The sequence below is a fragment of the Arthrobacter sp. Soil763 genome (genome assembly GCF_001428365.1).
Lineage (GTDB): Bacteria > Actinomycetota > Actinomycetes > Actinomycetales > Micrococcaceae > Arthrobacter.
In genome coordinates, this window is record NZ_LMSH01000003.1 from 176,745 (window position 1) to 201,942 (window position 25,198).

Annotated in this window: 21 protein-coding genes, 1 tRNA gene and 1 pseudogene; 9 read left to right on the top strand and 14 right to left on the bottom strand. The window is 69.3% G+C overall.

What is annotated here, in order from left to right; translation table 11 throughout:
- Positions 1–101: 101 nt before the first annotated feature.
- The 3 genes from ASG71_RS10555 to ASG71_RS10565 all read right to left on the bottom strand — a co-directional run bounded on the left by ASG71_RS10555 (position 102) and on the right by ASG71_RS10565 (position 4,489).
- Positions 102–809, bottom strand: coding sequence for a hypothetical protein (locus ASG71_RS10555; RefSeq protein WP_056738993.1), 708 nt, complete (start codon positions 807–809; stop codon positions 102–104).
- A 26-nt stretch (positions 810–835) separates the two neighbouring features.
- A complete protein-coding gene (gene pcrA / locus ASG71_RS10560; protein WP_414826673.1) occupies positions 836–3,436 on the bottom strand; it encodes a DNA helicase PcrA in 2,601 nt (866 codons plus the stop codon).
- Between the two features lie 180 nt (positions 3,437–3,616).
- Positions 3,617–4,489 (bottom strand): inositol monophosphatase family protein, encoded by an 873-nt coding sequence (locus ASG71_RS10565; protein WP_056738998.1) that lies wholly within the window; start codon positions 4,487–4,489, stop codon positions 3,617–3,619.
- Positions 4,490–4,582: 93 nt separating this feature from the next.
- Here ASG71_RS10565 and ASG71_RS10570 point away from each other — a divergent pair, with 93 nt between their 5' ends.
- Positions 4,583–5,236: a hypothetical protein gene (locus tag ASG71_RS10570; RefSeq protein WP_056739000.1), complete on the top strand. Its 654-nt coding sequence runs from the start codon at positions 4,583–4,585 to the stop codon at positions 5,234–5,236.
- A gap of 151 nt (positions 5,237–5,387) precedes the next feature.
- Here ASG71_RS10570 and ASG71_RS10575 read toward each other — a convergent pair whose 3' ends face one another.
- A complete protein-coding gene (locus ASG71_RS10575; protein WP_056739002.1) occupies positions 5,388–6,314 on the bottom strand; it encodes a hypothetical protein in 927 nt (308 codons plus the stop codon).
- A gap of 344 nt (positions 6,315–6,658) precedes the next feature.
- Between ASG71_RS10575 and ASG71_RS16695 the strand changes: the two genes are divergently transcribed.
- Positions 6,659–6,811, top strand: coding sequence for a hypothetical protein (locus ASG71_RS16695; protein ID WP_157366387.1), 153 nt, complete (start codon positions 6,659–6,661; stop codon positions 6,809–6,811).
- A 138-nt stretch (positions 6,812–6,949) separates the two neighbouring features.
- On the opposite strand, the gene ASG71_RS10580 is transcribed toward ASG71_RS16695, so the two are convergent.
- The 6 genes from ASG71_RS10580 to ASG71_RS10605 form a co-directional block, all read right to left on the bottom strand.
- On the bottom strand, positions 6,950–8,485 hold the full coding sequence (locus ASG71_RS10580) for a putative bifunctional diguanylate cyclase/phosphodiesterase (RefSeq protein WP_056739004.1): 1,536 nt from the start codon (positions 8,483–8,485) through the stop codon (positions 6,950–6,952).
- Positions 8,475–9,038, bottom strand: a complete 564-nt coding sequence (locus ASG71_RS10585; protein WP_056739006.1) for an STAS/SEC14 domain-containing protein — start codon at positions 9,036–9,038, stop codon at positions 8,475–8,477. The genes ASG71_RS10580 and ASG71_RS10585 overlap by 11 nt, the downstream gene beginning before the upstream one ends.
- A 306-nt stretch (positions 9,039–9,344) precedes the next feature.
- Complete coding sequence (locus tag ASG71_RS10590) at positions 9,345–9,719, bottom strand: hypothetical protein (protein ID WP_235564048.1); 375 nt, start codon at positions 9,717–9,719, stop codon at positions 9,345–9,347.
- 79 nt (positions 9,720–9,798) lie between these two features.
- Complete coding sequence (locus tag ASG71_RS10595) at positions 9,799–11,313, bottom strand: hypothetical protein (RefSeq protein WP_157366389.1); 1,515 nt, start codon at positions 11,311–11,313, stop codon at positions 9,799–9,801.
- 2 nt (positions 11,314–11,315) lie between these two features.
- A complete protein-coding gene (locus ASG71_RS10600; RefSeq protein WP_157366391.1) occupies positions 11,316–12,206 on the bottom strand; it encodes a hypothetical protein in 891 nt (296 codons plus the stop codon).
- A gap of 30 nt (positions 12,207–12,236) precedes the next feature.
- On the bottom strand, positions 12,237–13,043 hold the full coding sequence (locus ASG71_RS10605) for a DUF998 domain-containing protein (RefSeq protein WP_056739014.1): 807 nt from the start codon (positions 13,041–13,043) through the stop codon (positions 12,237–12,239).
- An 85-nt stretch (positions 13,044–13,128) separates the two neighbouring features.
- Here ASG71_RS10605 and ASG71_RS10610 point away from each other — a divergent pair.
- The 3 genes and pseudogenes from ASG71_RS10610 to ASG71_RS10620 all read left to right on the top strand — a co-directional run bounded on the left by ASG71_RS10610 (position 13,129) and on the right by ASG71_RS10620 (position 14,162).
- Positions 13,129–13,201, top strand: a tRNA-Arg gene (locus ASG71_RS10610).
- Position 13,202: 1 nt separating this feature from the next.
- A pseudogene (locus ASG71_RS10615) lies at positions 13,203–13,673 on the top strand (DUF6314 family protein); the annotation flags it as partial.
- 24 nt (positions 13,674–13,697) lie between these two features.
- Positions 13,698–14,162: an NUDIX hydrolase gene (locus tag ASG71_RS10620; protein ID WP_200947992.1), complete on the top strand. Its 465-nt coding sequence runs from the start codon at positions 13,698–13,700 to the stop codon at positions 14,160–14,162.
- On the opposite strand, the gene ASG71_RS10625 is transcribed toward ASG71_RS10620, so the two are convergent.
- Both ASG71_RS10625 and ASG71_RS10630 read right to left on the bottom strand, forming a co-directional pair.
- Positions 14,159–16,072 (bottom strand): ABC transporter ATP-binding protein, encoded by a 1,914-nt coding sequence (locus tag ASG71_RS10625; protein ID WP_056739016.1) that lies wholly within the window; start codon positions 16,070–16,072, stop codon positions 14,159–14,161. The genes ASG71_RS10620 and ASG71_RS10625 overlap by 4 nt on opposite strands.
- Positions 16,069–17,739, bottom strand: a complete 1,671-nt coding sequence (locus ASG71_RS10630) for an ABC-F family ATP-binding cassette domain-containing protein (protein ID WP_056739018.1) — start codon at positions 17,737–17,739, stop codon at positions 16,069–16,071. The genes ASG71_RS10625 and ASG71_RS10630 overlap by 4 nt, the downstream gene beginning before the upstream one ends.
- A 242-nt stretch (positions 17,740–17,981) precedes the next feature.
- On the opposite strand from ASG71_RS10630, the gene ASG71_RS10635 reads away from it, so the two are divergent.
- From ASG71_RS10635 to ASG71_RS10650, 4 genes are read left to right on the top strand one after another with little or no spacing between them, the layout of a single operon-like run.
- The gene (locus tag ASG71_RS10635) at positions 17,982–18,701 is read left to right on the top strand and encodes a hypothetical protein (RefSeq protein ID WP_056739020.1); all 720 of its coding nucleotides are present in this window, start codon (positions 17,982–17,984) and stop codon (positions 18,699–18,701) included.
- Positions 18,698–19,438 (top strand): hypothetical protein, encoded by a 741-nt coding sequence (locus ASG71_RS10640; protein WP_321164505.1) that lies wholly within the window; start codon positions 18,698–18,700, stop codon positions 19,436–19,438. The genes ASG71_RS10635 and ASG71_RS10640 overlap by 4 nt, the downstream gene beginning before the upstream one ends.
- Positions 19,435–20,232 carry a hypothetical protein gene (locus tag ASG71_RS10645; protein WP_056739023.1) on the top strand — a complete coding sequence of 266 codons (798 nt, stop codon included), beginning with the start codon at positions 19,435–19,437 and terminating at the stop codon, positions 20,230–20,232. The genes ASG71_RS10640 and ASG71_RS10645 overlap by 4 nt, the downstream gene beginning before the upstream one ends.
- Positions 20,225–20,923 (top strand): hypothetical protein, encoded by a 699-nt coding sequence (locus ASG71_RS10650; protein ID WP_056739025.1) that lies wholly within the window; start codon positions 20,225–20,227, stop codon positions 20,921–20,923. The genes ASG71_RS10645 and ASG71_RS10650 overlap by 8 nt, the downstream gene beginning before the upstream one ends.
- Before the next feature lie 207 nt (positions 20,924–21,130).
- Here the strand turns inward: ASG71_RS10650 and ASG71_RS10655 are convergent, their stop codons facing one another.
- Positions 21,131–24,154, bottom strand: a complete 3,024-nt coding sequence (locus ASG71_RS10655; RefSeq protein ID WP_056739028.1) for an alpha-mannosidase — start codon at positions 24,152–24,154, stop codon at positions 21,131–21,133.
- Between the two features lie 128 nt (positions 24,155–24,282).
- Positions 24,283–25,152: a formate dehydrogenase accessory sulfurtransferase FdhD gene (fdhD, locus tag ASG71_RS10660; RefSeq protein ID WP_056739029.1), complete on the bottom strand. Its 870-nt coding sequence runs from the start codon at positions 25,150–25,152 to the stop codon at positions 24,283–24,285.
- Between the last annotated feature and the right edge of the window lie 46 nt (positions 25,153–25,198).

Consider the following 25,198-nt stretch of genomic DNA (forward strand, 5'->3'; position numbering starts at 1 on the left):
CTCCTTTGGGAACTCTAGTCCTTCGCGGGGACCAGCCCGACCCAGAGTACCGCTTATGTGAGTAAGGACACTATTCTATTGGGCGTAGAAAAACCGCTAGATTACGGGGTTTTTCGGGCGTCCGACGGCGCCGGGGAGGCGGTTTTGGGCGGCCTCTGGACCAGTTCGTAACGGTCCCGCGAAATGAAGAACGCGACCCCCGCGGAGATGTTTCCGCAGGCGACGCCGCCGTCGTACGCGGAGCAGCGCAGGCCGTTGCGCTCGACGTTCTTCCCGTCGGCGAGGGTGGGCAGCGCGGAGATCGGCCCGTTGCGCCTGCCCTTGGGACCGAATTCGGCCTCTTGGGCGGTGACGCCGGAGCGGCACTCGCCGTAGACGGCCTTGTCCGGTGTCAGCAGGGCCGTTCCGCCGAGGTAGCCGAGGCCGGTCCCGGAGCAGTCGTCGCGGATGTCCTTCGCTTCGGGTTTCGGGTAGGCGGCCAGCTCGCAGTGCGCGACCGGCACGGTGGCCCACCTGCCGTTTTCGCTGGCTCCGAAGGAATTCGGCTCGTAGGGCAGGTTGACGTGCCCGCCCCGGGCCGAGGTCAGGGAGCAGACGATGTTGCGGTCGGCGGTGACGAAGCTCAGGTAGTCCTGGCCCGAGCCCAGCGCGGCGGGGTCGGTCAGCGGTGCCTGACGGAGCTGTTCCAAGGGCGGCAGCGGCGCCGGCGGGACGTAGTCCGGGTCCTTTTGCGTGATGGTGCACGCCGAGGTGGCCAGCAGGGCCAGGCCGGCCAGTATCCCCAGGATCGTCCGTTGCATGGCCTCCATTATGCCCGGCGGCCCCGGCTGCCCGGTCAGGCCTCGATCTTGGTCAGCGGGGCATAACGCAGCAGCAGCCGCTTCTCGCCGATGTCGAACTTCACCTTCGCGACCGTCTTGTCCCCCGCACCCTCGACCGCCAGCACCGTGCCGTTGCCGAAGCTGGTGTGGTTGACCTTGTCCCCCACCCCGACCGCGACGATCTCCTTTTGGGGCTGGACCCGGTTCTTGGCGATGGCGGCGGGCACGTCGGCGTTGAAGCCGGCGGCGGAATCCGCGCCGGTGCCGCGGGCGGTCCCGGCGCCCCAGAAGGAGCCGCTGTACCGGCTGGATCCGATCGATCCGCCGCCCCACCCGCCGGCCTGGCGGACGGTTCCCTCGCGCTTCCATTCGACCAGCTCGGCCGGGATTTCCTCGATGAACTGGCTGGCCGGGTTGTACTGGCTCTGACCCCACATGCTGCGGACCTCGGAGCGGGTCAGGTAGAGCCGTTTCCGGGCGCGGGTCAGGCCCACGTAGGCGAGCCGGCGTTCCTCCGCCAGTTCCTTGGGGTCCGTGGCCGAGCGCTGGTGCGGGAAGAGCCCGTGCTCCATGCCGGTCAGGAACACCACCGGGAACTCCAGGCCCTTGGCGGTGTGCAGCGTCATCAGGGTGACGACGCCGAGCCGCTTGGCCTCGGCGACGGCGGCGGCGGTGTCCTCCGCGTCGGCGCCGGGGGCGTCCGGGATCTGGTCGGCGTCGGCCACCAGGGAGACCTGCTCCAGGAAGGCACCGAGCGAGCCTTCGGGGTTGTCCCGTTCGTATTCGCGCACGACGGCGACGAGTTCGGCGAGGTTCTCCACCCGGGATTCGTCCTGCGGGTCGGTGCTGGAGCGGAGGGTGGCGAGGTAGCCGGTCTGCTCCAGGACGGCTTCCAGGGCCGCGGCGGCACCGGAGCCGGCGGCCACCTCGGCCAGGTCGTCGAGGAGCTTCACGAACCCCAGCACGGCGTTCACGGAACGGGTGGCCATGCCCGGCGCCTCATCGGCGCGGCGGGCGGCGGCCATGAAGGAGGTCCGGTCCCGCTGCGCGAGCGAGGCGACGGCCCCTTCGGCGCGGTCGCCGATGCCGCGCTTGGGCTCGTTGAGGATGCGGCGCAGGTTGACGTCGTCGTCCGGGTTGACCAGCACCCGCAGGTAGGCGAGGGCGTCCTTGATTTCCTTGCGCTCGTAGAACCGGGTGCCGCCGACCACCTTGTAGGGCAGCCCGACGCGGACCAGGACGTCCTCGATCGAGCGGGACTGGGCGTTGGTGCGGTAGAAGATCGCGACGTCGCCCGGGCGGAGGTTGCCCTCGTCCTGCAGCCGGTCGATTTCCTTGGCGATGAACTGCGCCTCGTCGTGCTCGTTCTCCCCCACGTAGCCGACGATCTTCTCGCCGTCGCCCTCCGCCGTCCACAGCCGTTTTTCGGGCCGGTTGGGGTTGCGGGAGATCACCGAGTTGGCGGCGCTGAGGATGGTCTGGGTGGAGCGGTAGTTCTGTTCGAGCTTGATGGTGCGGGCGTCCGGGTAGTCCTTTTCGAACTCCACGATGTTGCGGATGTCCGCGCCGCGGAAGGCGTAGATGGACTGGTCCGAGTCGCCGACAACGGTCAGTTCGGCCGCCCCCTCGCCCTCGCCGACGATTTCGCGCACGAGGGCGTACTGGGCGTGGTTGGTGTCCTGGTATTCGTCCACGAGCACGTGGCGGAAGCGGCGCCGGTAGGAGTCCGCGAGCGCCGGGAAGGCGCGGAACATGTAGACGGTCTCGGCGATCAGGTCGTCGAAGTCCATGGCGTTGGCCTGCCGCAGCCGCTGGGTGTAGCCCTTGAAGACCTCGGCGACGGCCTGATCGAAGGGGTCGTTGTAGTTGGCGCTGGACGCGTAGCTGTCGGCGTCGATCAGTTCGTTCTTGAGCGCGGAGATCTTGTGCTGGATGGCCTTGGGCGCGAAGCGTTTCGGGTCCAGGTCCAGGTTCTTGGCCACGAGTGTGATCAGGCGCAGCGAATCGGCCGAGTCGTAGATGGAGAAGTTCGAGTTCAGCCCGACGTTGGCAGCCTCGCGCCGCAGGATCCGGACGCAGGAGGAGTGGAAGGTGGAGATCCACATGGTCTTGGCGCGCGGGCCGACCAGTTGCTCGATCCGCTCGCGCATTTCCGCCGCGGCCTTGTTGGTGAAGGTGATCGCCAGGATCTCGCCGTGGTGGGCCCGCCGGGTGGCGATCAGGTAAGCGATGCGGTTACTGAGCACCCGGGTCTTGCCGGAGCCGGCGCCGGCGACAATCAGCAGCGCGCTGCCGGCGTGCTTGACGGCTTCCTCCTGCTGCGGGTTCAGTCCCTGGAGCAGCTCTTCGGCCTGCGGCAGGCGGTGGTGGTCCCCGTGGTGGGCGTTGCCGTGATGTTCGCCGCCCTGGTGGCCCGGGCCGCCGTCGTCGTTGCGGCCGGGCGCGTTGTTCCAGCCCCCGTTTGCGACCGGGACACCTGCGGTGGCGCCCGTCCCCTGCGCCGGGGCAAGGTCCGGCATGCCGCTGCCGGCCCCCCGGCTGCCGGACGCCTTTGCGGGCGCGGCAGGATGGGAGGCAACTTGGAAAGGTCCGTCGGCATAGGGGTCAAACAACATATCCATGGTGTTAACAAGTCTAGGCGGTGGCACCGACGGACCGCCCCGCGTCCCCCGCCCACCCCGACGGACATGCCCGTCAGTCCGGCCGAGGACCGGGCATATCCCGGCATGCCCACGCTTAGAGCTGAACACTGAGCATGTCCGTCAGAGCGGAGGGCGGGCCGACGCCGCGGAGGCTTAGCCGATGGAGGCGGACTCCAGCGCGGCACGGAGCTGCCGCACCGCCGTCGTTCCTCCGGCCACGTGCCAGTCCAGGCCGTTGACGCGCACGACGTCGGTCGTGCCGCCGGCAGCGTGCACGATCGCCTGGCCCGGCAGCCAGTCCCACTCCGGGGAACTGTGCTGGAACCAGCAGTCGAGTTCGCCGTCGGCTACCCGGCCAAGGTCACAGGAGCCGGACCCGAACATCCGCAGGGCCGCGGCGGCCGTCGCGGCCGCATGCCACGGCATGGCGCACATCGGGTCGGCCAACCAAGTGGGGTGGATGTAGGTCGCCGCACCGAGTTCCGCCACCGGCGCCTCGTTCCGGCCCCGGCCGCCGTCTGCGGGACGGCCGAAGCTGGTCAGGACCTCGCCGTTGAGCGTTGCGGCCCGGCCGGTGCCGCCAAGCCAGAGCTTGTCCGCTTCCGGCTGGAATATTGCGCCCAGGAGCGCCCCGGACGAGTCCTTCAGGGCGAGCGCTGAGCACCAGTAACTGGAACCGTGGAGGAAGTTGTAGGTGCCGTCCACCGGGTCGATCACCCAGGTCCGGCCGCTCGTGCCCTGCTTGGACGCACCCTCCTCACCGAGGATGCCGTCGTCGGGCCGGCAGCGCTGCAGCTGCTCGAGCACATAGGCTTCGGCGGCATGGTCGGCGGCGGTGACGACGTCGGACACCGAGGTCTTGCGGTGGCCCTCCAGGCCGGCCTGCCGCATCAGCAGCGCCAGGTTGCCGGCCTCCCGGACCAGCGCCTCAGCGAGCTGGTAGTCATCCAAGTGGGGGTTGAGTTCCGCGGTGCTGTGCCGGCCGAGCCGGTGCCTGCCAAGTTCATTGCTGCCTGATTCGCTCACGGGTTCAGCCTATCCGGCGCGCCGGCATGCCCAACAGGCACAGCTGCCGGGGGCGGACCGGCCGGCGGCGGGACAGTGGGCGATAATGGAGCCATGGCCAAGACACCCGCCCAGCGGATCAAGAAGCACGGCGCGAACGCGGCCGTCCCCCAGCACCACCTGCCCGCGGTGATCAACCCGAGCACCACCCGGACCCCGGAGAAGGCGCAGAGCAACAGCAACCTGATCCTGATCGCGGGTGTCGTCGCCAGCCTGTTCCTCTTCTGGTACCTGCACCTGCTGACGCTGAACCAGCTCACGCAGCTCAGCGGCGGCCTGCCGATGCCCGATTCGCTGGTCGGCGGCTTCGACCGGGGCTTCGCGGAGCAGTTGCGCTCGGCCATGGACCAGGATGCCAGGGGCCAGCTCAACTACGTGCATAAGACCGCCGGCACGCTGTTCCCGCTGATCTTCGGCTTCACCTGGCTGCTGCTGATCGGCACGAACGTGGCCCGGAAGTCGCTGCGCTGGGTCCTGTGGGCGGTGCCGATGCTGTTCGTCGTCACCCGGTTGTGGGGCAACGCGTCGGTTGACGCCATGCTGTCGGCGGGGACGCTCGACGCCGGCCAGGTTGCCCTGGCCTCGGCGCTCACCGTGGCCGGCTGGGTGCTGTTGGTCCTGAGCCTGCTGGCAGGCGCCGCGGCGGTGTTCCTCGGACGGAAGAAAGCACCGACCCGCACGGACGCGGCAGGACCCGCCGGAACCTAAGAGGTTCGGGCGGAGAGGCTGATCGCTGCTGAGTCGGTAGCTGCGGCTCGGGCTCCGCCCCACCGGACATGCTCGCCCCTGGAGGGGACGAATGGGCAGGGACCCTGTATGCCCATCGTTCGGCCGTTGCGGAGGGCATGCCCGTCCGGACCTAGTTGCGGCCCAGACCTGTAACGCGCAGGAAGCGCGCCCACAGGGAATCACGACCCAGTTCGGTTTCGAGGATGGTTCTGGTTTGTTCAGCGCGTGCGGACGCACCTGCGCTTTCGAAGTGGCTCACAGCTTCCGAGAGTGCCTGACGCGCCATGGCCGGTTCACCGGCTGCTAGGTATGCCCTCCCCAGCAGAAGGCAGATATCCCCAAGAGTCTGAGGAGTGAGGCTCTTTGCTGTTGTTCGGATGTCCTCCAACGCCGCAATAGCCGATTCCGCGTCGCCTGCCAGGTAGCTCCAGTGAGCCCTGTTCCGTTTCAGAAGGAGCAGGTCGGCCTCGCTCCCGCCAATAACGTCAGTCGCCAGCTCGGCTCGTTCGATACAACGCAATGTGTCGCCATCTGCGACGTTCGCCGCAAGGCGCATGGCCGCCGAGGCCTTGTTGAATTTCGCCCACACGTCCAAGTTCTTCGTGGGGGAAAACGTAGTTGCTGCAAGTTCGTGGTAGCGCAAGCCTTCCTCGATCTTGTCGAAGAGAAAAGCGACATTGCCAATGACCCAATAGGCTTTGCCGGCCAACTGGTCGTCGACATCGTCGGAAACGACACCCGCGAGACGTTTACTCTCCTCCCACGCCTCAGGAAGCTTTCCACCATCGGCCAAGGCTGCGATCAGAGCCTGCCTAGCTTTGATGTTGATCTCGGACTCCGACTCTCCGGTCGTTAGCTCAACCGCATCACGAGCCGCGGCGGCTGCCTGTTCGAGGAGGCCCGCGCCCTGGCTCGCCTTAGCCAGCAGGATGTGTGTCCTCGCCTGATCGTGGAGGTTCGAGGCATCCGTTTGATCAACGATGAGGCTGCTGGCCAATGCCGCGCATTCGTTAAAGCGTCCTGCATCTAGAAGGTTCTCGGCTTGAAGGAAGGTCATGCTCCACCAAGAGCCGTAGTTTCCGTCGCGAAGTGCTATCTCCGCGGCCCGCTCTGCGCTCCCAGCCGCCTCGGCAAAGGCATGGTTGCTGCGTTGCTCGTGCGCTCGGAGCTCGGCGGCTGCGTATAGGGGTGAAACGGAGTGCATGAATCAATTATCGGTGCCAGAAGCCGCTAATGCGTACGCGGCGCGCAAACATCCGCTTACGCGTTAGTCCGGATTGCGTGGCTATCACGAGCTCATAGCCCCCGCGGCAAATCGTTACACGGTGGCGTGTCGAAAACGCCTATGATGATCCTGCACTGTCCAAATCACATCAGTCACACCCGTAACAGGAGTCAACAATGAAGAAAACCCTCGCTACCCTCCTCGTCGCTGGAGCACTGGCCGCAGCCGGCATGTCCGCCGTATCCGCGGTCTCCGCAAGCGGCGGCAACTCCGGCCAGGGCTCCGTCGTGGCCGTTGAGTACTGGCCGAACTCCACCCCGAAGAACTAACGGAGTCAGCACACCGCAATGGGCGGGAATCGGAGTGAATTCCGGTTCCCGCCCATTGTTTTTGTCCGCCGCTTTGCGGCTCTCGAGGCCCTAACGCAGCCGGGGTGCGTGCGCAGCCGTCGTCAACGGCCCGCCGCCCTACTGGGCCACGGAGCGGCCCAGGCTGATGAGCTCTTCCAGGTCCGCTGCGGGAACCGGCCGGCCGAAGTAGTAGCCCTGTCCGCTGGCGCACCCCAGGCGCACCAGTTCGTCGGCCTGCTCGGCCGTTTCAATCCCTTCCGCCACCGCGGTAAGGCCGCAGGCGTGGATCAGGTGCAGCACGGCCTCCACGAAGCCGCCCTGTTCGGCGTCGGTGCCCAGCCCGTCGATCAGGCTCCGGTCGATTTTGACCACGTTCACGGGGAGCTTGCGCAGGTAACTGATGGACGAATACCCCGTACCGAAGTCGTCGATCTCCAACTGGACGCCAAGCTGCCGCAGTCCGCTGAGGGAGTACTTGTCCACATCTCCCCCGGTGACTGCCATCGATTCCGTCAGCTCGATGATGAGGTTGGCCGCGTCGACGCCGGTTTCCCGCAGGATGTCCTGGACGTGCTCGATGAGTTCGAGGTTCTGCAGCTCGGTCGTGGAAATGTTGACCCGGACAGAGAAGGCGTCGTCCAGCGGCAGCCGGTCCTGCCAGTCCCGCAGCTGGCGGACCGCGGCGCGCAGCACCCAGTGCCCGAGCTCCACGATCATCCCGGTCTCTTCCGCCAGCGGAATGAACTGGTCCGGCATCAGCAGCCCGCGCTCGGGGTGGTTCCAGCGGACCAGCGCCTCCACACCCTCGATCCGGCCCGTCGCGAGTTCCACCACCGGCTGGTAGTGCAGCGTGAGCTGGTCCTGCTGGATGGCCTCGCGCATCTCGGTCACCATGAGGCTTTGGAGCCTGCGGGCATACAGCAGCGCCGGTTCGAAGATCTTGATTCCGCTGTGCGGCTGCGCCTTGGCCGCGTACATGGCGGTGTCCGCCTCCATCACCAAGTCATCGACGGACTGGCCGGGTTCGGCCACGCGCACGCCGATGCTGGTGCCGCAGGTGATCCGCAGATCGCCGATCTCCAGGCTCTCGCTGAGGGCCTTGAGAATGCGGTTGGCTACGCGCCGGGCACGGACCAGGTTGGATTTGGGCAGCATGACCGCGAATTCGTCGCCGCCGAGCCGGGCCACGGTGTCGGTGACCCGGACGGCGTCCTGGAGCCGCCGGGCGATGACGCGCAGGACGTCGTCGCCGGCACTGTGGCCCAGGGTGTCGTTGATTCCCTTGAACGAATCGAGGTCGAGGATCAGGAGCGCAGGCGGCATCTCGCCCCGCGACGTTTCGGCGAGCGCGTGGCTGAGCACCGAGTTCAGGGCGGTGCGGTTGGCCAGCTGGGTCAGGGGGTCGGTGAGCGCCATCCGTTCCAGCTCCACCTGGGCCTGCCGCAGCATGGCCGTGCGGCTTTCCACCCGCTCTTCGAGCTCCTGGTAGATGGTCTGCAGGTCATCGGCCATCAGGTTGATGCCGGCGATGACCGCGGCGACGTCGTCCCGCGCGCCGGAATGCGGAATGCGGGTGCTCAGGTCGCCGCTGGCGATCCTGACAATGCCCTCCACGAGGGAGTGCAGCCGGGGGTCAGGAACATCATTTTTCACTCGTATAAGGCCTTAACCACTCGAGGGCTTCTGTGCGCGAGACGAAAAATTGCGCCGGGATTGTTTCAGTCTTGGAGCGGAGCAGGTAGTGGGCAATCACGCGGTCAACAGGGCTCTCCCCCACCAGCGCGAACGCCGAGGCCGCAATGGACCCGGCGTAGACCTGGCGCGCTTCGACGCTGACGCCGACTACCCCGGAGATGGTGAGCAGGACCGGGACGCGTTTGCCGTCGGCGAGGGTGCGGACAGTTGCGCCGGCGACCCGGGCTTCCGGTCCCTCGATCTCGCGGTTTGGCGGCAGCGCCACTTCGATGATTCCGCCCTCAAGCTGCCGGACGACGATGATCGGCTCAGGAGACGACGACGGCGTTACGGCCAGGCCGAAGGGCTCCGGCGCCTCGGCGATGTCGAAGGGGTCCGTTGCGCCTTCCGCTGCCGGCACGCCGGCCGGTTCGAGCGCGCCGTCGAGGTCCAGCGGCTCCGGACGGGCGTCGGCCGAAGGGCTGCGCTCGGGGAGCTGGCCGTCCGCTGCCGCCGGGGCTTCCACCGTCATCGGACCACCCCCGCACCGGACAGGGCAGGTAATGATGGGGTGGGGCGGTATTCGCGGGGCGCCCTGGGATCCCTGAGACCGATCGCTGCCTGGCACGGCGCAATTAGGTGATCAGACATTTGCCCCCACAGACTACAAAGTCGGCATTTCGGCGTGCGCTGGAACCAAATCCCGCACGAGGCACCGGCGCGTTCCGGCGAATGCCCTCATAATAGTCCACGCCGGCGACATCGTGAGACCGGCGACACTCCGGAATGGCTTTTCCCGATGGCAAGAGGATAAACCGCCCCTGCACAATTCCGATTGTTACTTGGCGAAGAACTCCCGGACGCTCGAGAGCGAGCTTGAACCGGTGTAGCCAAGGTCCCGCGGACCCGCGCTGACAGCGCCGTCCGGCGAGAAGATGCTGACCCCGAATGTTCCGCCGTCGACGTCGCGGATGCTCTCCAGCAGCGCGGGCATGGCATCCTGCAGCGTCCGGGCCAGCGTTTCCTTCTCCGCGGTCTCACCGACGAGTTTTACGGTGATGAATTCTCCGGAGGTATTAACCTTGGCGTCCGCTTCGGCGGAGGACACCCCGGCGACCGACATTCCGGCCTTTTGCAGCGCCGATTCCAACTGCTGTTCTTTCGAGGGACCGCCCAGCCCGCAAGCGGCCAGCATGGTTACGAGAAGGCCCATGATCAGCGCTCCTGCCAGGGGGTTAGTTAGCTTTTTCATCGTCTACTTCCGCGTTGGTCCGGCACCTGTCGGCTCACGGTCATTGCTTGCGCGAGATGCCGGAGACACTCGAGCTGACCTGGCCCGGGTCAGTGGTGAGGAATTGCCGGGTTGACTCCCTCTGAGCGTAGTCGGCGATAGGGCCTTCGTGCTCAAGCGCGCCAGTGGACCTCACGTACTCGCCGCCATCGTGATAGCCGATCCCCGCCACCCCCGGAGGGACGTCGGGGTTGGGCATGGTGACCACCAGGGCGCCGTTGTCACGGCCGGCCGTCACGTCCCCGCCTGCCCCGACTGTGAGGTCGCCGAGGTCGACCCTGGGCACCGGGTCCCCCGCATGCTGCAGGGCGAGGACGTCGATACCGGCGGGAATCGGTGCCGAATCCACCGGGGAACCGAACGTCACGACATTGGTGACGTTGAAGCGGTCCGTAAAGGATCCGTCCGAGGCGAGCGCAGCAGCGATCATGCCGCCCTGGGAATGGCCGGAGAGCATGACGGGCGATCCGGGCGGAATGCCGGCGTTTTCCATGGCCAGCCGGACGGCCCCCGCGGCTGTGGACAGATTGCCGCCCGCCAGCTCGAGGTTGCCAGTCAGGTCGGTGGGGTTGGCGGCTCCGTCCGGGTACCAGCGGGTCGTTCCGGGGATGCTGACAATGTAAGCGTCGGCCTGCCCCGGCTTGTGTACGGTCGTGATCCGCACTGCCGCGTCCGGCGTACCGGGCTTGCCCTCGTCGCCGTAGGCGGCGTTGGTGGTCTGCAGGATGGCGCTGATGCTCGACGGGACGGGGGTGTTGAACCGCAGCTCCTGGTCGGTTCCGGCGGGGTCGCCGACCGCGACCGGGAGCGGCTCGCCGGCCACGGGACGCCCGTCGTCGAGCAGTCGCGGGTTGTACCGGCCGCCGGTCAGGACCGTGGCGGCCAGGGAGAGCGCCCCTGCGCCCAGCAGGACCTGGTTCGAGGCGATCTCGGTGAGCGACGGCGGTTCCCCTGCGGTCAGCCAGCGCCAGCCCATGTCGCCGAAGTGGCCGGCCTGGTCCAGCAGGTTGGCCTCGGCATCCATCAGGTTCCTGATCGGCAGCGGCGCGTGGCCCTGCAGCCAGTTCCAGCCGGTGTCCGGCGCAGCCGTGAAGGCTCCGGCCACGGCGTCGACCGCGCCGAGGACACGTCCGGCCTGCTTCCAGAGGTCGACGGCGTCGTCCGCGACGGCCCCCGCCAAGCGGTCCAAAAGGGATTCGTCCGCCGGGGAACCGCCACCGCGCGGCCCGCCCGCCGCGCCGGTTCCGCCGGCGCCGGGGGTGCTCGCGGCCAGTTGCTCCTCGACGTTGCGTTGCACCGCGCTCGACGCGGCTTTCAGGGCCAGCCCCGCGCCGACCAGCTGTTGCCGCTGCCCGGTCCAGTCGTCCTTGAACCGGGTGGCGTCCCTGCCATTCCACGGAGCCGCCGCGATCACCGGAGTCAGGTTCGCGCTCAACGCCAGCAACCGGTCGCCTGCCCGGCCCAGCTGCTCGCTGAGCCGGCGCCCGGATTCGACGTCCATTCCGTACAGGCCCACGGTCACGCCACCTGTCCCGCGGACGCGGCGAGGAATTCGCGGGCGCCGAGCAGCCGCCACTGCAAGGTGGCGGCGATGTCGCCCGGGGGCACGTCCTCCAGCACCAGCGGCTGGTCACCGACGGTGGTCCGCACGGAGTAGAGCCGGTCCGCCAGGGCCCAGACATCACCGGAGCGGTACGCCGCAGCACCGCTGGTCGCGCCGCCGCGCGGCGGGGCCGCCGACACCTGCAGATGCACGGTGCAGCGCGGGGCCAGGACGGCGTCCCGGAGGTCCTGCGGCACCGCGGCGCCGCCGGTCTCCTGCAGCTCCCGCGGATCCAGCCTCGTTCGGCCGCCGGCCGGTAAGCCCGGTGGGCGGGGAGCGCCGGGAGCGGAGCGGAGTTCCGGGACTTCGGGGAGGACCCGCCGCAGCGCAGCCCAGGCGTCCTGTTCCTCGAACAGGGCCACTTCCACGGCGTCGTCAACACCGACGACGTCGACCGGGCCGGTGTCCGGACCTTCCGGGGTGCGGACCCGGCGCCGGTAGGCCACGGCAACACCCCGGCCGCCGGCCAGGCCGAGGTCGGTGTGGACCGAGCACTCACCGGACCGCGCAACGGCGCTGACACGGACCGGGGCGCTGACGGCGATCATGACCGCCAGCAGCCACGGCTCCCGGATAGCGCCGTCCGCGCCGCTGATGCCGGCAGCGGCCAGTTCGGCGGCGAGCCTGCCGGTGTCCGCCGGGTCGAGTGCGCCCAGCGCCCGGGCGGGCGCCGACCGTTCGTAGCCGGCGACATCCACTTCCGGTTCAGCGGCGAGCGTCCGCAGCGTACGGTCGACGGCCAGCGCCCAGGCCAGCCCGCTGATCCTGATGATGCCCGGGGCAGGATCCCCAGCTCGTTCCAACACGGTGTCCCCCATAGGTGTAGCGTCCTGCGCTCACGTTACCGGGGGATTCGGATCCGCGGGATGGGGAGAACTCCCCCGCAGCCGCTCCTGTTTGCGCGCCATCAGTTGCTGCCGCACGCGCTGCGCCACCACCAGCCCCAGCGCCGCCATGCCAATCGTGATCGGGTAGCCCATCAGCCGCTCCAGGGTGCCGGGTTCGGGCACGTGCATCCCGGTCAGGCCGCCCGCAACCAGGGCAGTCAGCGATACCGCGCCGCAGGCCAGGATGAACCAGCCCAGCGGCGTTTGCCGCCGCCACAGCCAGCCCACCAGCAGCAGCGCCAGGCCGCCGGCCGCAAAATACAGCAGCGCACCGACAAGGTGCCAGGCCGAACCGGCGTCCTCCGGGACCAGCCCCACGATCACCGTCCCGGCCCCGGCGCCCGCGCCGAGGACCCGCGCCACGAGGGCGGCCGCCGCCGTCGACCGCTGTCCCCGCCACGCCGCGAGCCGTGCCCCGGCCCGGGCCGCGACGCCGACCACGGCGGAGGTCAGCAGCAGCGCGCCGACGATCATGCCGATGCCCTGCACCACGAAGGACGCGTTCATCAGCAGGTGCGCCGGGGAGCAGACGTCCCGGCCCGAGAAGGTGCCGCAGCCGAGGGCGCCGAGATCGCTGATGTAGCCGGTGCGCCGGCTGTAAGGCTCCCGGCCGGCCCAGGCGCCGATAACTGCTGCCTCGGCGACGAAGTACTGCAGCACGCTCAGCTTCGCGAGCGCACCGAGGTAGCTCCGGGTGGAGGCGACGTCGGGCACGAAGATGATCTCCGGGGACGCGGCGGGGGCGGAGGCGGTCATGCCAAGAGCGTAGTACGCGCCCTCACCTTGTATGCTGGTAAGCGTGTCCGGACGGGCCGGCCGACGGCCGCGCGGCGGGACACACGCCCTCGTAGCTCAGTGGATAGAGCACGGCTCTCCTAAAGCCGGTGTCGTTGGTTCGATTCCAATCGAGGGCACTTGGATTCCCAACCAGCAGGCACCGACCCGTCCGGCGGCCCGCATCTTGACCTCCGTGCCTATCTCCTCGGCAGCTGGACCGTCACGCGCACCCTGCTGGACCGCGCCACGGGCAACCGGGGAACGTTTGCCGGCGTCGTCCGCTTCACCGAAACTTCCGACGGCGGCCTCCACTTCCACGAAGAAGGCACCGTGGCCTGGACTCCCGAGGGCGGTGCCCCGTTCACCGGGCCGGCCACCCGCGACTACCTGCTGCGGCCCTCCGCGGCGCCGGACACGATGGACATGTTCTTCCCCGACGGCAGGCCCTTCCACCGCATCGGGTTCGGCGGGCACAGCAGGGACAGCCACTGGTGCGACCCGGACCTGTACCGCGTGGACTACACCAGGACCGGCCCGGACGAGTTCCGCTACAGCTGGGACGTCTCCGGCCCGGCCAAGGACCTGCTGCTCGAATCGGTGCTGCACAGGGAATTCGCGGCCAATCCGCTGATTGTGGTGTCGGCGGTCTGCGTTTTCGACTCCGCGGGGCGCCTGCTGACCGTCCGCAAACGCGGCACGGACAAGTTCATGCACCCGGGCGGTAAGCCCGAGGCCGGGGAGACCGCGGCGCAGGCGGCGGCCCGGGAGCTCGAAGAAGAGGTCGGGATCGTCGTCGCGCCCGAGCACCTGCTGCCGTTCGGAAGCTGGCTCGCGGACGCCGCCAACGAGGCCGCCACGCAGATCGAGGCCACGGTCTTCACCGCGCCGGGCAGCTGGGACGCCCGGCCCTCGGCCGAGATCGCCGAGATCCGCTGGCTGGACCTGGACCGGCCGTGGCCGGATGAACTCGCGCCGCTCCTCACCGACCACGTCCTGCCCCTTCTCGCCGCCGGAGGCCCGGACGGACGAGGCCCGGACGGACAGGATCCGTCCGGCCCGGACGCCCGGGGCCTGCGGACGCCAACCCCCGGAACCTAGAGCTCGGGCACGGCCTCGGCGGCGACGGCGGTCGCCTCGGCGAACTGCGTCCGGTACAGCTGCGCGTAGCGGCCCTCGGCGGCGAGCAGCTCGGTGTGGGTCCCGCGCTCGACGATGTTCCCGCCCTCAACCACCAGGATGGCGTCGGCCGCCCGGACCGTGGAGAGCCGGTGCGCGATGACCACGGCGGTCCGGCCTTCCAGGGCGGCTCCCAGCGCCTCCTGCACGGCGGCTTCATTGGTCGAATCCAGGGCGGCCGTGGCCTCGTCCAGGATCACGATGCGCGGCTGGGCGATCAGCAGCCGGGCAATGGTCAGCCGCTGCCGTTCGCCGCCGGAAAGCCGGTAACCGCGCTCCCCCACGATGGTGTCCAGACCGTCCGGCAGGGAGCGGATCATGTCCTCGAGCCGGGCCTGGCGCAGCACCTCCCACATCAGTTCCTCGCTCGCGTCGGGGCGCGCCAGGCGCAGGTTCGCGGCGATGCTCTCGTGGAAGAGGTGGCCGTCCTGGGTCACCATCCCCAGGGTCTCGCGCATCGAATCGAAGGTGAGGTCGCGGACGTCCACGCCGGTACCTGTCCCGGCACCTCCGAAGCGGACCGCGCCGGAATCGACGTCGTACAGCCGGGACAGCAACTGGGCGATGGTGGACTTGCCGGCGCCGGAGGACCCCACCAGGGCCACGGTCTGGCCGGGTTCAACCCGGAAGCTGATCCCGTGCAGCACTTCCTCGCCGCCCCGGGTATCCAGGGTGGAGACGTCCTCGAGGGAGGCCAGGGAAACCTTCTCGGCCGAGGGGTAGGAGAACCGCACGTTGTCGAATTCCACGGACAGCGGCCCGCGCGGGGATTCCACGGCGTCCGGCTTCTGCTGGATCAGCGGCTTGAGGTCCAGGATCTCGAAGACCCGCTCGAAGCTGACCAACGCGCTCATGATCTCCACCCGGGCGCTGGAGAGCGCGGTGAGCGGGGCGTAGAGGCGGGTGAGCAGCAGGGCCAGCACGACGACGTCGCCGGCGGCGAGCTGCCCGCCGAGCGCCAGCCAGCCGCCCAGGCCGTACACCAGGGCCAGGGCCAGGGCCGAGACGAGGGTCAGGGCGGTGACGAAAGTGAACTGGAGCATCGCGGTGCGGACGCCGATGTCCCGCACCCGGCCGGCGCGCACGGCGAATTCATGGGATTCCTCGTCCGGACGGCCGAAGAGCTTCACCAGCGTGGCCCCGGGCGCGGAGAAGCGCTCGGTCATCTGGGTGCCCATGGTTGCGTTGTGCTCGGCCGCCTCGCGCCGCAGCTCAGCCAGCCGGGAGCCCATCCGCCGGGCCGGAATGAGGAAGATCGGCAGCAGAATCATGGCCAGCACGGTCACCAGCCACGACTTGTTCAGCATCACCACGAGGGTGAGGGCCAGTGCAACAACGTTGCTGACGACGCCGGAGAGGGTTCCGGCGAACGCGGACTGGGCGCCGATGACATCATTGTTCAGCCGGCTCACCAGCGCGCCGGTGCGGGTCCGGGTGAAGAACGCGATCGGCATCTTCTGCACGTGGTCGAAGACCTTGGTGCGCAGGTCCAGGATCACGCCTTCGCCGATCGTCGAGGACAGCCAGCGCGTCACCAGGCCGAGCCCGGCCTCGGCGACGGCCACCATCGCGATCAGGACCGCCAGCCAGATGACCGTCCCGGCGTCCGTTTTGGCGATGATCGCGTCGACCACCTGGCCGGCGAGCACCGGCGTGGCGACCGCGAGGACCGCCATCACGATGGAGAGCAGCACGAAGGCGATCAGCCGGTTGCGGTGTGGACGGGCGAAGCCGAAGACACGCTTGACCAAGGCCTTCGAGAAGGTCCTGGAGCCGTCGGCGCCGCGGGTGATGTTGTAAAGGGAGCTCCAGGCCACCCGGTCCATGCTCATTTGTCGGTGCCTTTCGGGCCGGTGGTGACCAGCTGTTCGGTGACGGCGCCGTCGGCGACGTGCCAGCGCGCGTCGAGGCGCACGTTTTCCAGCAGCCGGCGGTCGTGCGTGACCAGCAGCAGGGCGCCGTCGTAACTTTCGAGGGCTTCCTCGAGTTGTTCGATCGCGGGAAGGTCCAGGTGGTTGGTCGGTTCGTCCAGGACCAGCAGGTTCACGCCGCGGGCCTGCAGCAGCGCCAGCGCGGCGCGGGTCCGTTCGCCCGGCGACAGCGAGTCGACGGTCCGGGAGGTGTGGTCGGCCTTGAGGCCGAATTTGGCCAGCAGGGTCCGCACCTCCGCCGGGGTGTAGTCCGGAAGCACGGCCTCGACGGCGTCGGCCAGTTTGAGGTGGCCGGCCAGCAGCCCCCGGGCCTGGTCGATTTCGCCGACCGCCACGGAGGCGCCCATGGACGCGTCACCGGCGTCGGGCGTCCGCACCCCCAGCAGCAGGCGCAGCAGGGTGGACTTGCCGGCGCCGTTGGGCCCGGTGATCCCGATCCGCTCCCCCGCATTGAGCTGCAGGTTCACCGGCCCCAGGGTGAAGTCCCCCTGATGCACGACGGCGTCGCGCAGGGTCGCGACGACGGCGCTGGAGCGCGGTGCCGCCCCGATGCTGAACTGCAGCTGCCATTCCTTGCGCGGCTCTTCGACTTCCTCGAGCCGGGCGATCCGCGACTCCATCTGCCGGACCTTCTGGCCCTGCTTTTCGGAGGACTCGGTGTTCGCGGCCCGGCGGATCTTGTCGTTGTCGGGGCTCTTCTTCATGGCGTTGCGCACGCCCTGGGAGCTCCACTCGCGCTGGGTGCGGGCACGGGCGACGAGGTCGGCCTTGGTGGAGGCGAACTCCTCGTACCGTTCCCGCGCATGCCGGCGGGCCACGGCGCGTTCCTCAAGGTAGGCGTCGTAGCCGCCGTCGTAAACGGCGACGGCGTTCTGGGCGAGGTCCAGTTCCACCACGGTGGTCACGCAGCGGGCCAGGAACTCCCGGTCGTGGGAGACCAGGACGGCGCCGCCGCGCAGGCCGCGGACGAACGCTTCGAGCTTGGCCAGGCCGTTCAGGTCCAGGTCGTTGGTGGGCTCGTCCAGGAGCACGACGTCGAAGCGGCTCAGCAGCAGCGCGGCGAGCGCCACCCGGGCGGCCTGGCCGCCGGAGAGCCCGGTCATCGCGGCGTCCGGTCCCACTTCAAGCCCCAGGTCCGCGAGCACGGCCGGGATCCGGTCCTCCAGGTCCGCGGCGCCGGAGGCCATCCAGCGGTCAAAGGCCACCGAGTAGGCGTCGTCGGAGCCGGGCGCGCCGGTGGCGAGCGCCTCCGCCGTGGCTTCCATCTCCGCCGTCGCCTGTCCGCAGCCGGTGCGCCGGGCGATGTAGCCGGCGATTGTCTCGCCCTCGATCCGCTCGTGCTCCTGCGGCAGCCAGCCCACGAAGGCATCCGCCGGGGCCAGGCTGACGGTGCCCTCCTGCGGCTGGTCGACGCCGGCCAGCAGGCGCAGCAGCGTGGACTTGCCGGCGCCGTTGGCACCGACGACGCCGACGACGTCGCCGGGGGCGACGGTGAGCGAGAGTTTGGAGAAGAGCGTGCGGTGGTCGTGACCACCGGAGAGATCCTTGGCAACAAGGGTTGCAGTCATTAGTCCATCCTCTCACCGTGGCCCAAAACGGCGGCCCGCGGACAAGGGCCGGATTCCGCCGGGATTCCGCCGGGCATAGAAGAACCCGCCGGTCCGGACTTGGGGGGTGTACGGACCAGCGGGTTCGAGCATCTAGCATAGTTGAAGAAGGCGGGCAGGTAAAATCGGAAGTCCTCCCCTGCTTGTCCCCGTGATGCCCGATGTTTTGTACCCGCTGTTCAACCAGGCAGGAAGCTCCCTAGATGCCCTTACCCGCCAAGGCGTTCCAGCACTGGCTCCACAGTGTCGCGCCGGCGACGAGCACCGCCGATATCTGCCGGATAGCCGGCATCAAACGCACCACCCTGGCGCAGCAACTCGTGCGCGGCAAGGTGGCGGAGGCCACCCTGGTGAGCATCAGCCGGGCGCTGGGCCTGAACCCGGTGGACGGCCTGGCCGGCTTCGAGAGCTATGCGGGTCTGCGGGACACTTCCCGGCCGCCCACGCAGGCGGAGCTGGTCAGCCAGATCGCCACGACGGACCTGCTGCGGGCCGTTATCGCGCGTACCGGCGGAGGCGAGGCCACGGCCACGCTGAGCCCCGCCCCGCACGCCACCTCGGTGCGCAACTGGGTGGACGCGATCGACGACGGCGACGTCCGGCACCGGGTCTCGGCAGCCACCGGGATCGCACGGCAGAATTTTTCCGCCCAGCTGACGGCCAACCGGCTGGCCCCGGAACTGGCCGTCGCCACGTCCCGCGCCGCGGGAGTGGGCCTGGCCGGCGGACTCGTTGCCACCGGCCTGATCACCGAGGCGGAGGCAGGGTGGGCCCCGGGCGCCCGGCAGGCCGCCCTCGAGGCGCTCTCCGACGGTGAGCTCGCCACCCTCGCCGGGGATCGGCTCCAGGCGCTTGGAAAGACCCTGCGCCGCCAGGAGCAGGAACAGGCACAGACCGAGAAGATCTGGGAGAACCTCGGATGATCGTCACGGTACTGCAATGGGGCACGCTCGCGGTCTGCGCCCTGGTGGCCCTGGCCAGGATCCCCAGCGCCCGGCGGGGCGAGAACCGGCCGGTCTTCTACATCCTGCTGCTGCTGATGGTGGCCATCCTGCTGAGCATCGAGGAACCGTACCAGGTCATCGACCGCTTCCTGGGCGGCATCAACCTGGCCAATGTCGTGCTCCGCTTCGTGGTTTTTGCGGCCGTGTTCTTCCTGGGGCTGCAGATTGCCAAGGGATTCGGGGCCGAGGACGCCCGCCGCTTCCTCACCGGCAAGGTGGGCATCGGTGTGGCGGTGCTGTCTTCGGCGGTGGTCATCGGCCTCTTCCTGATGATGGACACGGCCGGATCATCGGCCGGCCTGGTCGACGTCGCGGCCAAGAGCGCGCGCAACCGCGCGCTGGTCGAGTACTACGGTGCGGCGGGCCGGCTTTACCCGGCGTTCGTGCTGCTCGCCCTCCTGCCCGCGATGGTGCGGACGGTCCGCAGCCGGCTCCCGCTGATCATCCGCGGCAGCGCCGTCTCGATGGCCGTCGGGTCGGCGGCCACAGCGCTGAGCCTGGGGTTCCCGCTGATCCCGCCGGGGTTCGGCTGCTGGCGGTTTGTCATCAATTACACCGGCATCCTTTGCCTGGTGCTGGGGCTGGTCCTGATCTGGGCGGGGCGGCTCGCGGCACGGCGCCTCCCGCGGCCCCCGGCGGGCGGTGCAGTGCCGTGACCGAGATCCTGCAGTGGGCGGCCCTGGTGGTCTGCGGGGGCGTTGCCCTCGGCCGCCTCCCGGATGCCGCCCGGGGACGCAACCGCTCCATTTTCGGCGCGTTCCTGCTGGCGGCCTTCGCCATCCTGCTGAGCATCGACGGCCCCTACCTGGCCGTCGACGCCTGGCTGGGCGGCGAAAACTACGCAAACCTGATCCTGCGGTTCTTCGTCTACGGGGCGGTAGTGCTGGTCGGCTACCGCACGGCCCGGGCCTTCGACGACCGCAGGGCCGTGCGCCGCATCGCCGGACCGGCCGGGCTTGCCGTTCTCGGCGCTGTGGCCGCAGCCACCACGGTGTTCTTCCTGCTCGCCGACACTTCCGGCTCCGCCACCGGCCTGGGCGAACTGCCGCTGCGGAGTCCCTCGAACGCCCAGCTGATCGGACTCTACGCGACGGCAGGCAGGGCTTACCCCGCCTTTGTGGCCGCCTGCCTGCTCCCGTCCACGGTGCGGGCGACGCGCAGCCGGCTGCCGGCCGCGGTCCGCGCCGGCGCCCTGCTCTTGTCCGTGGGCTGCGCCGCCTTGGTGGCCGCAGCCCTGTACCCGCTGCTGCGGGCCAACGTGACCGGCGCACAGGCAACCATCAACTTCACCGCCGTCCTGGGTATGAGCCTGGGACTGGCGACCATTTGGCTGGCCGGCCGCGCCGCCGCCCGCTCATCCGCCCGGCCGCGGGGAACCGCGGAGCCGGGGCCCGAAGAGCCGGGCCCCGAAGAATCGGGCCGCGGGGCGCCGAAAGCGCCCCATGCTTGAGTGGGGAACCCTCCTGGTCTGCGGCGTCGCCCTACTGGTCCGGGCACCGGACGCCCTCCGCGGACACAACCGCTCAGTGTTCGGGATCCTGCTGCTCGCGACGCTCTGCAGCGTGCTCAGCATTCCCGGCCCCTACCTGGCGATCGACCAGGCCCTCGGCAGCCGGAACCTGACGAATCTGATCCTGCGCTACATCGTCTTCGGGATGGTCTTCCTGGTGGGCCTGAGGCTCACCACGGCACTCGGCGACGGCGGCGCCCGGCGCCTGCTCACCGGACGTCCGGGCTGGTGGGGCCTGGCTGCGGCCTGCGCCGCGGTGGGGTTGACCTTCTGGCTGATGGACACCCACGGCTCCTCGGTGGGGCTGAAGGAGACTGCGGACACCGCCCGGAACGCCGTCCTGGGCCCCTTTTACGCCGCCGCCGGCCGCAGCTACCCGGCCTTTGTCTCGGCGCTGCTGCTGCCGGCGCTGCTGGCAACCGTCAGGGCCGCGTTGCCGCGGCTGGTGCGGGCCGGCGCCGCCGTCACCCTGGCCGGAGGCGTGGCCGCGATCCTTTCGGTTCCGGCGTCGTTTGCTCCGGACAGCTGGGAACCGGCGCAACTCCTGGTCAACTTCGCGGCGGTGCTCGGTTACGTGACGGGTCTGTTCGTTTTCTGGATTTCCGCCAAGCGCGGCCAACTCCGCAGATAACGCTCCTGCAACGTTCCGTAAAATATCAGCTTTGGCGTTCACAAAATCATTAGAGCGTGGCACAATCATGAATGTGTGAAAACGCAGGCCGGTTTCGTGAATGGGGATTCAGTCTTACGAACCGGGCTTGTGTCCAAGCGCCATTGGGGGGATGAGTGGTAGCGGTCCGACAGGACCGCTCCCACTCAGCCTGTTTAAGCCCACATTCTAGCGGCGGAACCTCAAGGTGACCAGCTGGAACGGCCGAAGCACCAGGTCCGCAGCACCGTCCAGGAAAGTCACGCCGGGCGCCTCCACCGGGCGCTCCAGCAGGTCCACGGCTTCTACCGCAGACGTGCCGAAGTTCGCCGCCACCCTCGCCGCCGAGCGCTCCCCCAGGGATTCAAAGAGCCGGACGATGACGTCGCCCGAGCCGTCCTCCGCGAGCTTCAGCGCTTCGGCCACCACGGCGGCGTTCGACACGGTAACCAGCGGCTCCACGCCGCGGCCTCCCGTGACCATGCGCGGGGCGAGGTTGGTCCGGTAGCCCTCCTCCACGGCGTCGGCGATGCTGGCCCCGGGCCGGACGGTGACGGTCAGCTCGTGCGGGCCGCGGTCCGCATCCGGGTCGGGGAACTTGGGCGCGCGCAGCAGCGAAACCCGGACGGTCGTGGTGGTGCCGCCGTCGGACTCCCGGACGTGCCGGGTGACATCGTGACCGTAGCTGGCCTCGTTGGCGACAGCGACCCCGTACCCCGGTTCGGCAACGTGGATCCACCGGTGCGCGCAGATCTCGAACTTGGCGGCCTCCCACGAGGTGTTCAGGTGGGTCGGCCGGAACACGTGGCCGAACTGCGTCTCCGAGGCGGACCGGTCCGCCCGGACGTCGAGGGCAAAGCCGAGCTTGAGCAGTTTTTCGCGTTCCTGCCAGTCCACCGCCGTGGAGATCACCAGGGACGTCGACCCCGGTTCCAGCCGGATCCGCTGCGTCACCGCCGAGTCTCCGGCCAGTCGTTCCACGACGACCGTGGCACCGCCGCCGGAGCGCTCGAGCGCTACAGAGCGGGCCTCGGTCAGCGGCGTGACGTTGCGGCGGTAAAACGCGTCGATGTCCCACGCGTCCCATTCGTTCGGGGTGTCGCGGTGGAGTTCGAGAAGGTTGCCGACCTCCCCCGGCGCGATCGCGTCCCGGCCGCTGGCGTGGTCCAGCAGCGAGACCAGGAGGCCGTCGGCGTTGACCGCGGCCCGGATGATGCCGTTGTCCAGGATGTAGCCGCCCTGGTCGGTTTCCGCGCGCACGTCCGCTTCGGCCCGGGCGGGCACACCGGCGGCGAGCGCCGGGACACCGTCGCGCGGGTGCGGGGCAGCGTTGAGCAGGAACTCCTGACTCCCCGGGCCCAGCACGGCGGCAGCGGCCTCGGCGATGACTGCCTCGAGCCGGCGGGCGACTGCGTCGTAGTTCCGTTCCGCATCCTGGTGCACCCAGGCGATCGAACTGCCGGGCAGGATGTCGTGGAACTGCTGCAGCAGCACCAGGCGCCAGAGCCGCTTGAGTTCGGCCGCCGGGTACTCCGCGCCGGCCCGGACCGCGGCGGTGGCGCACCACAATTCGGCCTCGCGGAGCAGGTGTTCGCTGCGCCGGTTGCCGCGCTTGGTGTTGGCCTGGCTGGTGTAGGTGCCGCGGTGCAGCTCAAGGTACATCTCGCCCACCCAGACCGGCAGGTCGGGATATTCGGCTTCGGCGGCGGCGAAGAAGTCCGCGGCGGACCCCAGCCGCACCCGGGGCGACCCTTCCAAGTCCGCGGTGCGTCGCGCGGCCGCCAGCATCTCGCGGGTGGGGCCGCCGCCGCCATCGCCGTAGCCGAACGGGAGCAGGGACATGGTCCCGCGGCCGTGGTCCCGGTAGTTTCGCTCGGCGTGGGCAAGCTCCCGGGCGCTGACCTCGGAGCTGTAGGTGTCCACCGGCGGGAAGTGCGTGAACAGCCGGGTCCCGTCGATGCCCTCCCAGTTGAACGTGTGGTGCGGCATCCGGTTGACCTGGTTCCAGGAGATCTTCTGGGTCAGGAACCAGCGGCTGCCGGCGGCCTTGACGATCTGCGGCATCGCCGCGGAGTAGCCGAAGGTGTCCGGCAGCCAGGCTTCCCGGCACTCGACGCCGAACTCCGCCAGGAAGAAGCTCTTGCCCTCGAGGAACTGTCGGGCCATGGCCTCGCCGCCGGGCATGTTGCTGTCCGCCTCGACCCACATGCCGCCCACCGGGACGAACTGGCCGGTCTTGACCTTCTCGCGGATCCGGCCGAAGAGTTCCGGGTAGTACTCCTTGATCCAGGCGAGCTGCTGCGCCGAGGAGCAGGAGAAGACGAAGCCGGGGTCCTCGTCCATCAGCGCCACAACGTTCGAGAACGTGCGCGCGCACTTCCGGATGGTTTCCCGGACCGGCCACAGCCAGGCCGAGTCGATGTGTGCGTGGCCGGTGGCCACCAGCGTGTGGGACGAGGCGTAGGCCGGCCGGTCCAGCACGCCGGCGAGTGCGGCCCGTCCGGCCGCGGCGGTGCCGGCCACGTCATCCGGGTCCATGACGTCGAGCATCCGCTCCAGGGCCCGGAGGATCTCGTGCCGCCGGGGCAGTTCCATCGGCAGTTCGTGCATCAGCCCGCTGAGTGCCGCGATGTCCTGCTGCAGGTCCCAGACGGCCTGGTTGAGTTCGGCGACGACGATCGGGCCCAGCCGGTACTGCGGTTCGGAGCCGGCGGTTGTCTTATCGCCGTACGGGGTGGCTGCGAAGGTCCAGCCCTGGGACAGGTCCGGGTTTGCCGCGGCCTCGACGTAGAAGTCCACCGACATGCCGCTGCCCAGCAGCTTCAGGGGGATGTACAGGTTCCGCGGGGAGATCGCCTTGATCACGGTGCCGTCGGCCCGCCAGGCCGTCCCCTCGCACTGGAACCCGGGCAGGTCCGCGCTGAAGCCCAGGTCCACGAGGATTTCCACCGCGGTGTCGGGGCCGGTGCCCCAGCCGTCGGGCACCTCGCCCTGGAGCCGCAGCCACTTGGTGCTCCAGGGGCTCCCCCACGGGGCACCCTGTTCCTGCGGCCCAAACGGCTGGCGCATGGCTTCGAGCGCGGGGACGGGTTCACCCGGAGCGTCCCAGCTGCTGAGCCGGAGCGGCACGCTGCGTGGGTAGACGGCAGGGATGATGCGTTCGCGGACAAAGCGGTCAAGCCGGACTTCCGTAAGACGGCGGTCGTCGTGCAATGTGATCCTCTTAGCGCTGGGGCGGGTGGTGCTGAGCCGGGCCGGGCCTTGTGTCCAGTCGTTGGATAAAATCTACCCGCGCACCGTTGAATAACCAACGACCGCCGGCGGGCGCGGGTCCGTGCGGCTTAGCCGACGGCGGCGGGCAGCGAGATCCGCTCGTGCCCGGCATAGACGTTCAGGGTGGTTCCCCGGCTGAACCCGGCCAGCGTCATCCCGCTGGCGGCGGCCAGTTCGACGGCCAGGCTGGAGGGCGCGCTGACGGCCGCCAGCACCGGGATCCCCGCCAGGGCGGCCTTTTGGACCAGTTCGAAGGACGCCCGGCCGGAGACCTGCAGCACGGTGCCGCGCAGGGGCAGCAGGCCTTCGCGCAGTGCCCAGCCCACCACCTTGTCCACCGCGTTGTGCCGGCCGACGTCCTCGCGCAGGCAGAGCAGTTCGGCCGAGCCGTCGTCGCCGATCCGGAACAATCCCGCGGCGTGGACCCCGCCGGTGGCGTCGAAGACGGCCTGCGCCTCGCGCAGCCGGTCCGGGAGGGCTGCCAGCGTTTCCACCGGCACGTTCAGCGGATCCGCCGCCGGGCTGAAGTGCGAGGACTTGTGCACGGCGTCGATCGAATCGGTGCCGCAGATCCCGCAGGAGCTGGAGGTAAAGACGTTGCGGCCGGTATCGGGCCGGACGACGTCGGGGCGCAGCTGCGCCTCCACGACGTTGAAGGTCTGGACCCCGTCCTCGTCCTCGCCGGCGCAGAAGCGGAGCGAGACCAGCTGTTCGGGTTCCCAGATGACCCCCTCGGAGACCAGGAACCCGGCCACCAGGTCGAAGTCGTTGCCCGGGGTCCGCATCGTGACGGAGAAGGAGAGCTGGTCCAGCCGGATTTCCAGGGGCTCCTCAACGGCCAGGACGTCTTCGCGGTGCCGGACCGGGAACTCCAGGGCCTGCGGCGAGCCGTCCAGAACAAATTTGTGCACCTTGCGGCGCTGTGTCACGCGGCCCATCAGATACTCCTCATCAGCATTGCGTTCGGATCCTGCCGGTTACCGC